The organism is Chamaesiphon sp. (assembly GCF_041738855.1).
In the GTDB taxonomy this organism is placed as follows: Bacteria; Cyanobacteriota; Cyanobacteriia; order Cyanobacteriales; family Chamaesiphonaceae; genus Chamaesiphon.
This window is the reverse complement of record NZ_JBGSPA010000194.1, coordinates 1-11,995: the sequence shown is the minus strand read 5'-3', so window position 1 is coordinate 11,995 and position 11,995 is coordinate 1. Positions and strand designations below refer to the sequence as shown.

At 49.9% G+C, this 11,995-nt stretch carries 10 protein-coding genes and 2 pseudogenes; 3 read left to right on the top strand and 9 right to left on the bottom strand.

Translation table 11 applies throughout. The features are described 5' to 3' along the window. A pseudogene (locus ACEW9I_RS21295) lies at positions 1-724 on the top strand (chromosome segregation protein SMC); the annotation flags it as partial. Positions 725-759: 35 nt separating this feature from the next. Here the strand turns inward: ACEW9I_RS21295 and ffh are convergent. The 9 genes and pseudogenes from ffh to ACEW9I_RS21250 all read right to left on the bottom strand — a co-directional run bounded on the left by ffh (position 760) and on the right by ACEW9I_RS21250 (position 8,917). After that, positions 760-2,160, bottom strand: a complete 1,401-nt coding sequence (ffh, locus tag ACEW9I_RS21290; protein ID WP_373542327.1) for a signal recognition particle protein — start codon at positions 2,158-2,160, stop codon at positions 760-762. 223 nt (positions 2,161-2,383) lie between these two features. Continuing rightward, on the bottom strand, positions 2,384-3,256 hold the full coding sequence (locus tag ACEW9I_RS21285; RefSeq protein ID WP_373542326.1) for an aldo/keto reductase: 873 nt from the start codon (positions 3,254-3,256) through the stop codon (positions 2,384-2,386). A gap of 108 nt (positions 3,257-3,364) precedes the next feature. After that, positions 3,365-3,718 (bottom strand): DUF1257 domain-containing protein, encoded by a 354-nt coding sequence (locus ACEW9I_RS21280; RefSeq protein ID WP_373542325.1) that lies wholly within the window; start codon positions 3,716-3,718, stop codon positions 3,365-3,367. A 171-nt stretch (positions 3,719-3,889) separates the two neighbouring features. Beyond that, a pseudogene (locus ACEW9I_RS21275) lies at positions 3,890-5,395 on the bottom strand (AAA family ATPase). Between the two features lie 94 nt (positions 5,396-5,489). Further along, positions 5,490-5,840 carry a hypothetical protein gene (locus ACEW9I_RS21270; RefSeq protein WP_373542324.1) on the bottom strand — a complete coding sequence of 117 codons (351 nt, stop codon included), beginning with the start codon at positions 5,838-5,840 and terminating at the stop codon, positions 5,490-5,492. 208 nt (positions 5,841-6,048) lie between these two features. Further along, complete coding sequence (locus tag ACEW9I_RS21265; protein WP_373542328.1) at positions 6,049-6,471, bottom strand: VOC family protein; 423 nt, start codon at positions 6,469-6,471, stop codon at positions 6,049-6,051. Positions 6,472-6,602: 131 nt separating this feature from the next. Next, positions 6,603-7,418, bottom strand: a complete 816-nt coding sequence (locus tag ACEW9I_RS21260; protein ID WP_373542323.1) for an SDR family oxidoreductase — start codon at positions 7,416-7,418, stop codon at positions 6,603-6,605. 65 nt (positions 7,419-7,483) lie between these two features. Then, positions 7,484-8,344, bottom strand: coding sequence for a carboxylating nicotinate-nucleotide diphosphorylase (gene nadC, locus ACEW9I_RS21255; protein ID WP_373542322.1), 861 nt, complete (start codon positions 8,342-8,344; stop codon positions 7,484-7,486). A 21-nt stretch (positions 8,345-8,365) separates the two neighbouring features. Next, positions 8,366-8,917 carry a Uma2 family endonuclease gene (locus tag ACEW9I_RS21250; protein ID WP_373542321.1) on the bottom strand — a complete coding sequence of 184 codons (552 nt, stop codon included), beginning with the start codon at positions 8,915-8,917 and terminating at the stop codon, positions 8,366-8,368. 44 nt (positions 8,918-8,961) lie between these two features. On the opposite strand from ACEW9I_RS21250, the gene ACEW9I_RS21245 reads away from it, so the two are divergent. Together ACEW9I_RS21245 and ftsH3 are read left to right on the top strand one after the other, a co-directional pair. Further along, complete coding sequence (locus ACEW9I_RS21245) at positions 8,962-9,741, top strand: aminotransferase class IV (protein WP_373542320.1); 780 nt, start codon at positions 8,962-8,964, stop codon at positions 9,739-9,741. Between the two features lie 252 nt (positions 9,742-9,993). Continuing rightward, positions 9,994-11,841, top strand: a complete 1,848-nt coding sequence (gene ftsH3 / locus ACEW9I_RS21240; RefSeq protein WP_373542319.1) for an ATP-dependent zinc metalloprotease FtsH3 — start codon at positions 9,994-9,996, stop codon at positions 11,839-11,841. The last annotated feature ends 154 nt before the right edge of the window (positions 11,842-11,995 follow it).

Sequence of the window (11,995 nt, the reverse complement as noted above, 5' to 3'; positions counted from 1 at the left end):
CACCCAGCGCACCGAACTTCCCGCCGAACTTCCCGAACTTCCCCCCGAATCCCAAACCGACGAATATCTCGCATCCCTCCAATCCCAAATCCGCCTCCTCCAAAAACGGATGGAAGGGATGGAACCCGTCAACATGCTCGCCCTCGAAGCCTACGAAGAAACCAACAACCGCCTCCAAGAACTCAGCGACAAACTTGGCACCCTCGAAGCCGAGAGCATGGAACTCCTCCTCCGCATCGAAAACTTCACCACCCTGCGGCAACAAGCCTTTAGCGAAGCCTTCGATGCCGTCAATGCCAACTTCCAAAACATCTTCGCCGAACTCTCTGACGGTGATGGCTTCCTCCAACTAGAAAACGCCGAAGATCCCTTTGCTGGTGGTTTAAATCTCGTCGCTCACCCCAAAGGTAAGCCCGTACAGCGGCTCTCCTCGATGTCTGGGGGCGAGAAATCCCTCACAGCTCTAAGTTTTATCTTCGCTCTCCAACGCTATCGCCCATCGCCCTTCTATGCCTTCGATGAGGTCGATATGTTCCTGGATGGAGCGAATGTGGAACGCCTATCGAAGATGATTCGCAAGCAAGCCAATCAAGCGCAATTTTTGGTAGTGAGTCTGCGTCGTCCGATGATTGAAGCAGCCGATCGCACGATCGGGGTGACGCAAGCGCGGGGAGCTTATACTCAGGTATTGGGCATCAATCTCAAGACTGCGGCGGAAAAGTAGTGATATTGAGTCTGAATCTGCCAGTCATGCCAGCGTTACAGCGTCCCAAAACCTTTTTTCTTCTTCTTGGCTTTCATTGCAGGCGCACCAGGTTGACCACCCCGCACACCAGGTTGACCGCCGCCCATGCCAGGAAAATTCCCCATACTCATCTGTTGCATCATGCTTCGCATCCGCGTAAATTCGGAGATCAGCTTACTCACATCGCCTTCGGTATAACCACAACCCTTGGCAATCCGACGGCGACGACTGGGGGTACTAGCGAGTAAATCGGGATTGCCACGTTCTTCTTTGGTCATCGACTGAATCATCGCTTCAGCCTTCTTGAGCTGGTCTTCACCCTGTTTTAGCTGACCGTCAGAGAGCTTGCCCATCCCAGGAATCATCTTGAGCAGACCACCCAGCGAACCCATATTTTTCAACAACCGCATCTGCTTGATGAAGTCATTGAAATCAAACTTGGCTTCGAGAATTTTTTCAGTTAATTTCGCCGCATCAGCGACATCGAAATCTTCCTGGGCTTTTTCTACCAGCGTCAGCACGTCCCCCATTCCCAGAATCCGCGATGCCATCCGCTCTGGATAAAATGGCTGGAGAGCTTCGACTTTTTCACCCACACCGACAAACTTGATCGGTTGACCGGAAATCGCCCGGACGGATAGAGCCGCCCCACCGCGCGTATCCCCATCTAATTTGGTCAAAATCGCCCCAGTAATGCCGATCCGATCGTTAAATGTCATCGTGACATTAGCGGCTTCCTGACCGATGGCGGAGTCTACTACCAGCAAGATTTCATCCGGTTGAATAGCGGCTTTAACATCCGCCAATTCCGTCATCATCCGATCGTCGATCTGCAAGCGTCCAGCCGTATCGACAATTACCACATCTACGCCCAGTTCCCGTGCCTTCGCGATACCTTGGCGGGCAATTTCGACCGGATTGGCATCCGTCCCCATTTCAAACACTGGCACGTCGATTTGCTTGCCCAGCGTGATGAGCTGATCGATCGCCGCCGGACGATAGACATCAGTCGCCACCATCAATGTTGTCCGATTTTCTTTCCGCAAATGCAGCGCGAGTTTAGCCGTAGCCGTTGTTTTACCCGCACCTTGCAAACCCGCCATCAAAATCACCGTTGGCTTTTGGTCGGCATTTGCGAGGGGACTGTTGGTTTCCCCCATCGTCTTGACTAGTTCGTCGTAGACAATCTTGATAAACTGCTGGTCGGGGCGCACTCCTGAAATTACGTTTGCACCCTGGGCTTTGAGTTCGACTTCCTTGACGAAATTTGTGACCACCTGGACGTTTACATCAGCCGAAAGCAAGGCGCGGCGGACTTCCTTGAGCGCATCTTGAATATTCGCGGACTTGATCTTGTCCTTTCCGCGCAACTTTACCCAGGCTGATTCTAAACTTTCGGCTAATTGGTCAAACATAATCAGAAATTAATAGCGATCGAGGAGCAGTCTATTGGCTCTACATCTAGTGTAATAGATGATAAACAACCTTCAACCGATCGACCCAATCTAGATACGCAATCGGCAAATTTCCAACCGAGCTAAAATACCCATCAGCATCCTCTCAAGCAAATAAACAGTTGACAGTTGACAGTTGACAGCGAAGTTTTTTTGGGCAGGGGATTTAAACCCCTGCGCTTCGTTAAACTGCACTGAGGCTTTTCGATGTGCGATCGAGTTGTTCAAACTCATCATCTGATAGCTCGACTTGTGCGGCAGCGACATTCTCTGCTAAGTGAGAGACTTGGCTCGTACCAGGGATTGGTAACATGTTGGGACTGCGTTTGAGTATCCAAGCTAGTGCGATCTGACCGGATGACGCCCCATGTGCCTTGGCGATCGTCTCGACGATGCCGCCTGACTGGGCAAGATCCCCAGCAGCCAGTGGAAACCAGGGGATAAAGCCAATCCCCTCCTGCGTACAGTAGTCAAGTACCGCTTCATCCACGCGATCGGTCAGATTGTAGCGGTTCTGTACGGTAGTTACTGGGAACACCTTGCGGGCAGCTTCGATCTCTGCTATCGAAACCTGGCTGAGTCCAGCAGTAGCAATCAGCCCCTCATTGAGAAAATCAGCGACCGCGCCAAATTGCTCGTCTTGGGGTACCTTGGGGTCGATCCGGTGTAGTTGCCACAAATCCAACTGCTCTACTTTGAGACGACGGAGGCTCATGAGTACACACTGGCGCAGATATTCAGGACGACCGACTGGCAGCCACCTCCCTGGCCCCGTCCGCGTCAGTCCACCCTTGGTAGCGATGAACATGTTGCCATACGGGTAGAGAGCTTCAGCGATTAGCTCTTCGGCTACATTAGGGCCATAGCTATCAGCGGTATCGATGAAATTGACGCCCAGTTCGGGCAAGCGTTGTAAGACGCGTAGTGCTTCTGCTCGATCTTTGGGTTCGCCCCACACCCCTGTACCCGTGAGTCGCATGGCACCGAAGCCCAGCCGCGCGATCGCGCGATCGCCGAGCGTGAATTGACCAGCGGCGTTGGCATTAATTGAAGTCATAATATTGGTTGCTAAAAGGTCAAGAACAAAGCCAAAAAAATGATGACAAAAAGGGGTCGATCTTATTCAAGATCGACCCCTTTAGTTTGGGAATGGGTAGAACAGTTACTATTGAAGAACCAGAGTAACATTGGCGTTTTGGAGACCACCACGTTGTTGTACTTCAGACAAGGTTTTGTTAACTGCGTACTTTTGGTTGATGGAGTTGATCAACTCAGTTTGGTTGTGCTTTTTGGCGACGCCCCAGAGGTCAGCGATAAGGTCGAAGGAACCATCGCTGTTGCGAGACCAACCTAGATCGTACTCTCCTTCCAAGATAGCGACGATATCAGCACGAACGCGCTGACCTTGGTAGCCGCGTAAATCTGTTTCTGTCTTGACGTTAATGCCAAGATCGCGCAAGGAAGTTTTGAGAATTTCAGCGTCAGTGATTTTGGTACGGAGAGTGCTAAAGTGAGACATATCGGTTTCCTCGAATAATTGAGTTGGGCGAAACGACAACTTGAACTGTTACGGCAATCGATCGATTTTGTCAGGCGATCGAGTTTGGTCTCCTCGCTAGTGTCGGTCGGGTTGTTGTGCGCCCGATCGAATCTACTAGCACCTTGACTCCGATAGGCGGAGCAAGCTTGGTTAAAACTCCAGTCGGTGGTATTCAGCGACTGAGGCAGCGGCGGGACGCGCTCGCTGTCTTGCGCAATCTCGCTAAGCTGTTACCTGGTCTGTCATTGTCCGCGAGAGGGGCAGAGTAGCCTTGATGGCGGCGATGATATCTAGTTGCGTGAACTCGCGGTTCTGAGCAAAGGCATCATACATAGCGGCGATCAAAGCTTGTTCTATTTCAGCTCCCGAGAAGCCATCGGCAACTTTAGACAGTTGCTCCAGGTCGAAGCGTTCTAAATCTCGGTTACGCTTACTCAAGTGAATTCTGAATACGGCTTCCCGTTCGGACTGTGTGGGTAAGTCTACAAAGAAGATTTCATCAAATCGTCCTTTGCGGAGGAACTCACCTGGCAGTTTCTCGATCCGGTTGGCTGTTGCCATCACAAAGATGGGTGAGGTTTTTTCCTGCATCCAAGTCAGGAATGAACCAAAGATGCGGCTGGATGTACCCCCGTCGGAGTCTCCCGAACCTGCTCCCGAAAAGGCTTTGTCTAGCTCATCGATAAACAAGATCGCTGGAGAGATCGATTCAGCCGTCTTGAGGGCACCACGCAGGTTGGCTTCAGATCGTCCTACCATCGAGCCATCATAGACACGACCCATATCCAATCTGAGCAAGGGTAAACCCCACAGTCTCGAAGTAGTTTTGGCGATCAGTGATTTCCCACAGCCAGGTACGCCCAGGATCAACATCCCTTTGGGTTGCGGCAATCCATAGGTGCGCGCTCGTTCGCTAAATGCACCAGAACGCTGTACCAGCCAGCCTTTGAGTTCTTCCAAGCCCCCAACTGAGTCAATGGTTTCATCCTCTTCAATAAATTCGAGAATTCCATTGCGCCGGATGAGCTGCTTTTTCTCTGACAGGATGATGTCAACTTCGGCTTCGGTAATTTTGCCGCGCTTGACTTGAGCTTTGCGATATACTTTCTCAGCTTCATCTTGAGTCAATCCCAGTGAAGCTTTGAGGAGCTTTTCGCGTCCCTCATTGGAAAGGCGATTTTGGCGAGTGCGATCTAGTTGGTTGGATAGGACTCGATCGAGTTCACCTAGACTAGGTAGGGCAAAGTCAAGAACTACAACTTCTTTTTCTAGCTCGATCGGGATTTGCTGGATCGGCGACATCAGGATGATGACTTTTTGGGTGCCTTGGAAGCTAGCAATAGCGTCCCGCAACCATCTAGTTACCGCCGCTGAATCTTTGAAAGGGTGTAAATCCTTGAAGACAAAGATCGCTGGTTCCTTGTGTCTAGTCGTCCATTCGATCGCAGCTTCGGGTGAGATCGTGTTGTGCTGGGTAGTCCGGGCTTGTCCGTGCTCCACCATCCCATGAGTCAATGTCCATACAAACAACTTTCGGGGTTGCTGCTTCATCTGTGAGATCGCGGCGATTTCTTTTTCGGCGCGCTCTTCCTCGGCGGTAACCAAGTAGATGAGGGGATATTGAGCCTGAATTAGAATATTTAGCTCTTCTTGCATGAGTATCTATCCTCTAAAGATGGTGACTACGCTAGCCTCGTTGTAGCCTCTCCCCTGGAGAATCGACTGCCAACACAGTGATGATGAGCGGTCTTTATCCAGCGGCGACCGCTAGGTCTTGCTGCGTTTGAGAATGAGGAGAAACTCCTACCTTGCTCGGTTGAGAATCCGTCCGCTCTTCAGTTAGTATCCCTGGTTGTTGCCCCAGAGCGACCATTTCTCCATCTCTGATAACGACTGGATGTTCGCATTCAGGACAGCTATAAACTTGGTGCGTCGAACCATTGAACTTAACCCCATCTACCACATCGGAGTGGTTGAGATAGAATTCCACAGCTTTTTCTACGATGTTAGACATCGAGTCAGCATCTACTGCCGATCGAATTTTCAACTGACGATGTAGTTGTGGCGTCAGGTACAAAGTGACCTTTTGCTTGTCTTCCATACGATTTTCAACTGCTTTACCCGGGTATGTAACTACTCTAACTTGTGACTTTTTAACTGTCAAGCTGTCAAAACATTATGACGTCATATCTTAATATTGCTTTACATAGTTTCTGCTGAGGGACAAATTTGGATTGTGGTAGTGGATGGTGAATGGCTGGCACTGATGAGCGGAGTCGAAGTGTGGATGCTAAGTTGAGCCTTTGTGGCTAGATCGGTCGGCTACGGTGAATCAACTCTAGGGGTAAGCGGTCTGGATCGGCTAGGAAAGCTACTTCATACACGTTTGTACCGATAATTTGCTGAGCGGGTGCGAGGAGGATTGTGGGTGCTGGTTGGGCTGCTGCTTGCAATCTAGTTGTCAAGTCCCGCAGCCAAGTCGTCAAATCGGGCGCAAGATCCGTCAGATCGAAGGAAACGTGATAATAGCCAACATAGTGCTCGTCACCAAAAGCATCTGCGGCTGGTTGGGGTTCGGGAATCTGAATCAGCTCCAGCCGTCCGCTCAAGCCTTCCAGCCAGCAAGCGAGGGTGTAGCCAGTCGTAAACCGTTCGCTGAGTGTGAATCCCAGACATTCATAAAAAGCGATCGAGCGATGGATATCAGCAGTGCGGATCGAAATGTGATGCAGCATAGTTGTGGTAATTGGAGTCAGATAACGTCAGTTCGGGAGCGGCAGTGCATCGCCCAACTTTAACCGAGCCTAACCCGAACGATGCGATCGAGCGGTCATTACATTTAGAGAGCTGTAGAGCTGTAGAACTATAGCTCTAGTCCCCGTCGGATCATCCCGATAAACCACGCTTCTGGTAGCAGCTTCCGCAACCCCAGGAGGAAGGTCGCATTACCACCAGCCGGATAGCGCAACTGCCAGCTACCATCAGTTGCGGCTTTGTAGATGGCACCAGCGGTTACCGCTGGTGCCGAACCATTTTCGCCAGCTTTATCCATTTTGGGTAAAGTCCGCTGGAGATAGTCATCATAGACCGTCAACCCCGCTTTCTTGGCAACTGTAATCGATCGACTATAGAAATCCGTCTTAATCGCACCAGGTTCGATAATCTTGACCTTGATGTTGAACTGGCGTAGCTCGTATTGCAATGACTCAGAGAAACCATCTACAGCCCATTTGGTGGCATGATAGGGACTATAAATCGGGAATGTCATTCGCCCCCCGATCGATGCGACATTGATTAAAATACCTTGCTGACGGAGCCTAAAATGAGGCAAAATTGCGCGAGTGACTTCCATTAAACCAAAGACATTGGTCTCAAATTGACCGCGAATATCTGCCATGTCACAGGCTTCAAAGGCACCAATCAGGGCGTAGCCAGCATTATTTACCAGCACATCGATCGCCCCAAATTGAGCGATCGCCCGATCGATCGCCGCAGGGATCGTATCAACCTTGGTCACATCCAATGGCAAACATAACACATTGGGGAGGTTGGCTAGTTCGGTGGATTTCTCTGGAGAGCGCATGGTGGCGACTACATTCCAGCCTTGTTGCTGAAATAGCTGCGCTGTCGCTCGTCCAATTCCGGTGGATGCGCCAGTGATTAAGACGGTTTTGCTCATTGGGGATGGCTCGATCGGTTAGATTTATTGTAAATAATCTCAGTGATTGAAATCATCCGGCTCAATTATTTAGTGTCAATTCGCATACTCAAATCCAGCCAGGGCGATCGCGTCATCGGTGCGCTAGTGGAGATATAGTCTACGCCAGTTTCCGCGACTTGGCGAATAGTCGTTAGGGTAATATTTCCTGATGCTTCTATTTTGATGCGAGGGTTGGCTTTTCTAATCATTGCCACTGCTTGACGCATCAGATCTGGAGACATATTATCGAGCATGATAATATCTATATGACAGTCGATCGCTTCTTTAACTTGCGCCAATGACTCGGTTTCGACTTCGATCGTTAGTGGATAAGGGATGTGCTGCCGAATACCTGCGATCGCCGCAGTAATCCCGCCCGCTGCGGCGATATGATTGTCCTTGAGCATCACTGCATCATCCAAACCGACGCGGTGATTGGCTCCGCCACCGACAGTAGTTGCATATTTTTCGAGCGACCGTAAACCAGGAGTAGTTTTACGGGTATCTACTAGTTGAGTGGGTAAATCAGCGATACAGTCAACATATTTGCGGGTAGCTGTAGAAATGCCACTGAGACGCATTGCCAGATTTAGAGCCGTGCGTTCGCCCATCAATAACGTCGCCAGATCGGCAGCGATCTCGGCGATCGGTTGTCCTGGTACACATGGCGATCCTTCCGCCGCCACGGGTTGAAATTTGGCTTGAGGATTCAAAAGCTCAAAAACTCGTTTCGCGACTGGCAGAGCCGCAACAATCCCCGCCTCCTTGGCAATCCAGATGGCTGTAGCCACCCGGTCGATATTCGGCAATCCTTGGGTACTGCGATCGCCTCTGCCGATATCTTCTTGGAGCCATTGAATCAGATGAGGATCGAGGACGATCCAAGGGGGCAAAGTTGCAGTCATCGGGGAATTAAGTTATGGGTGTTAAACAGTGAATAGCTTGGTGACATCGATCTGGAGATCGGAAAATGATAATGGGGAAATAGTTCCAGTCGCCCATTTAGTCTCAGTTTGATAAGTATCGTCCACCAGATCTCGAAATACAATCAGTTCGGGAATCTGTAAATTTACAACCCAATATTCCGCGATTCCCGCTGCCGCATATACACGCTTTTTGTCGGTGATATCTTTGCGTAGTGTTGTATTGGCGTATTCAATCAGCCAAAAGATATCCGCTGGATAGGGATGGTGAGCTAGATATTGACGATTGGGGGTGCGAACGATCGCAATATCTGGTTCGGGTTCGGAGTCATTTGGTAGCGTAATCGGGTGAGCTTCGCGGACTTTAGCTCTGTCTCCCAATAATGTTCTAAGATAGATCGCTGATTCGTCACAATAAACTGCATGAGGCATTCCCTCTGGTGGCATATCGACAATGATTCCTTCTAATAGCTCCACCCGCTTGTCGTCAAGCAATCCTGTCTCGACTAATTGATGATATTCGGCGATCGTCCATTTGGCGGTAGTAAGTGTCATCGCTGATGTCCTCGAACTCTTCACTATTTTAGCAAGCAGGTGATATGTATTGGTATTGTGGGCGATCGATCGAGTCTCAAAAGATCGAGCTAGATCTTAGCGATCCTGGCTTATTATATGGAGCGACAGTTTTTACGACGTTTAGAACCGATAAATTGTCTACAGGTATTTTCGAGCTGCACTGCGAACGCTTGCGATCGAGTATCTCAGATTTTGGGTGGTGTCAGCCTGACTGGGTGCGAGTGCGATCGGGCGTAGACTCCTTATTATCGTTTCCCGTCTTGCGAATTACGATCTTTCCTGACGGACGAGAATTGATTACTGGACGTGAATTACCACCTCAATTAGCCACATGGCAACAACAGGGTGTAACGGTAATTATTGCCGATCGACAATTGACTCGATTTGCTTACAGCAACGCTACGCGAACGCTCCCCCAGTACAAAACAGGCAACTATCTCGTACCCTGGTTAGCCCTCCAACAGGCGCGAAACAGCAACATTCAAGAAGCCATCCTCACCAACGATCGTGGTGACTGGCTCGAAACTACTACGGGCAATCTGTGGGGTTATCGCGATGGCTGCTGGTATACACCGCCATTGAGTGCTGGCATCTTGCCGGGAATAATGCGATCGCAAATTTTGTCATCGCTCAAACAGCAAAATCGAGCGGTATCAGAAATCGAGTGGGATGCCGAGTGGGTAAAAGATTTGGCAGCGATCTGCTATAGCAATTCGGTAATCCACCCGATCCCGATTCATACTGTCATCACTCCTGTGGGTAGACTAGAATATAAGACCAAATTCCTGGCAATCGAGTTGTAGCCGATGCTTGGGCGGTGGCTGGGAGTCCAGACAAAGCTGAAAATGTCGATGCTCGAAAGTTGCCAAATCTCAACTTTGTTCAAAAAACCCTATCAATAAAATGAGAGAAAGGTTAACATAAGTTAATAGAGAGATAACATACAGTAAATTGCCGATAGCGCAGACTGGAGGAAACGAGGGGTAAACATTTGGTTGATACCAAGCCCTGTAAACTGTTACCAGTCACCAAATAATATATAGGAGAACCTTCGAGTGAATAATAAGCGGTGGAGAAATGCCGGACTTTATGTCCTGTTGGCAGTTGTGGCGATCGCTCTGGCGACTACATTTTTGGAACCGAAGCCCCCAGCCCAAAAAACTTTAAAATATAGCCAATTTATCCAAGAAGTAAAACAGGGTGAAATTGAGAACGTCGGTCTGAGTGCCGATCGCAGCCGTGCATTAGTACAGGCTAAAGATGGGACGAAAATGACCGTCAACCTACCTCCCAACGACAACCAGCTAATCAATATTCTGACTGCAAATGTCAAAGGAAACATTTATGTTCTCCCTCAGAATGATGAAAGCGTCTGGTTCCGTGTCCTCAGTAGCTTATTCTTCCCAGTATTATTATTGGTAGGTCTATTCTTCTTGCTCCGTCGCGCTCAAAGTGGCCCTGGTAACCAAGCGATGAACTTTGGCAAATCCAAAGCGCGCGTCCAAATGGAACCCCAAACCCAAGTTACTTTTGGTGATGTAGCTGGTATCGACCAAGCTAAACTCGAACTAAACGAAGTCGTAGACTTCCTCAAAAATGCCGATCGCTTTACCGCTCTCGGTGCCAAGATTCCCAAAGGTGTCCTCTTAGTCGGCCCTCCAGGTACTGGTAAAACCCTCCTCGCTCGGGCAGTTGCCGGCGAAGCTGGCGTGCCATTCTTTAGTATTTCTGGTTCGGAATTTGTCGAAATGTTCGTTGGTGTGGGTGCATCCCGTGTCCGTGACTTGTTCGAGCAAGCTAAAGCCCAAGCTCCTTGTATCGTCTTCATTGATGAAATCGATGCAGTGGGTCGCCAACGGGGCGCAGGACTCGGTGGTGGTAATGATGAGCGGGAACAGACCCTCAACCAGTTGCTGACCGAGATGGACGGATTTGAAGGCAATACGGGGATTATTATCATCGCCGCTACCAACCGTCCTGATGTCCTTGATTCCGCACTTTTACGCCCAGGTCGTTTCGATCGTCAAGTAGTTGTCGATCGTCCTGACTACGCTGGTCGTCTGGAAATCCTCAACGTTCACGCTCGTGGTAAAACACTTGCTAAAGATGTCGATCTCGAACGTATTTCCCGCCGGACTCCTGGCTTCACAGGTGCCGATCTAGCCAACCTCCTCAACGAGTCCGCAATCCTCGCCGCCCGTCGCAGCTTGACTGAAATCTCGATGGATGAAGTCAACGACGCGATCGATCGTGTCCTAGCAGGGCCAGAGAAAAAAGACCGCGTGATGAGCGAGAAGCGCAAAACCCTAGTTGCTTATCATGAAGCTGGTCACGCCCTCGTTGGTGCCTTGATGCCCGACTATGACCCCGTTCAGAAGATTAGCATCATCCCGCGTGGTAACGCTGGCGGTTTAACTTGGTTTACTCCGAGCGAAGATCGGATGGAATCTGGTTTATATAGCCGTTCCTACCTTCAAAACCAAATGGCTGTCGCCCTCGGCGGTCGGATCGCCGAAGAAATCATCTTCGGTGAAGAAGAAGTCACCACAGGTGCTTCCAATGACCTTCAACAAGTCGCTCGTGTCGCCCGTCAAATGGTGATGCGGTTTGGGATGAGTGAGAAACTCGGCCCCGTCGCCCTCGGTCGTCAACAAGGGAATATGTTCCTCGGTCGCGATATCGCATCCGAACGCGACTTCTCCGAAGAGACTGCGGCAATTGTGGATGATGAAGTCAGCCAATTAGTAGCAGAAGCTTATCGTCGTGCTAAGGCTGTCCTACTCGGCAACAAGCACGTCTTAGACAAACTAGCCAATATGTTGGTTGATAAGGAAACTGTTGATTCGGAAGAGCTTCAGGATCTACTTGCTACCAATGATGTCACAATGGCAGCGATCGCCTAATTCGATCGCTAGTTAGGGCTTGCTGAATAAGTCTAGCGATCGAATCTAGCCGCCACACAGCTTGCAAATCTTGGGGTTCTCGATCGATTTCTAAAATTATCCACTGATTTCCCACAAAGGGTGCAAGGGTTTTGAGCCTTTAGATGTCATAACC

Excerpts from the sequence above, each read along its gene's own strand:
- ACEW9I_RS21270 (WP_373542324.1), bottom strand. The coding sequence starts at position 5,840 with ATGGAAGACAAGCAAAAGGTCACTTTGTACCTGACGCCACAACTACAT.
- ACEW9I_RS21250 (WP_373542321.1), bottom strand. The coding sequence starts at position 8,917 with ATGACACTTACTACCGCCAAATGGACGATCGCCGAATATCATCAATTA.
- ffh (WP_373542327.1), bottom strand. The coding sequence starts at position 2,160 with ATGTTTGACCAATTAGCCGAAAGTTTAGAATCAGCCTGGGTAAAGTTG.
- ACEW9I_RS21260 (WP_373542323.1), bottom strand. The coding sequence starts at position 7,418 with ATGAGCAAAACCGTCTTAATCACTGGCGCATCCACCGGAATTGGACGA.
- nadC (WP_373542322.1), bottom strand. The coding sequence starts at position 8,344 with ATGACTGCAACTTTGCCCCCTTGGATCGTCCTCGATCCTCATCTGATT.
- ACEW9I_RS21285 (WP_373542326.1), bottom strand. The coding sequence starts at position 3,256 with ATGACTTCAATTAATGCCAACGCCGCTGGTCAATTCACGCTCGGCGAT.
- ACEW9I_RS21280 (WP_373542325.1), bottom strand. The coding sequence starts at position 3,718 with ATGTCTCACTTTAGCACTCTCCGTACCAAAATCACTGACGCTGAAATT.
- ACEW9I_RS21245 (WP_373542320.1), top strand. The coding sequence starts at position 8,962 with ATGTATTGGTATTGTGGGCGATCGATCGAGTCTCAAAAGATCGAGCTA.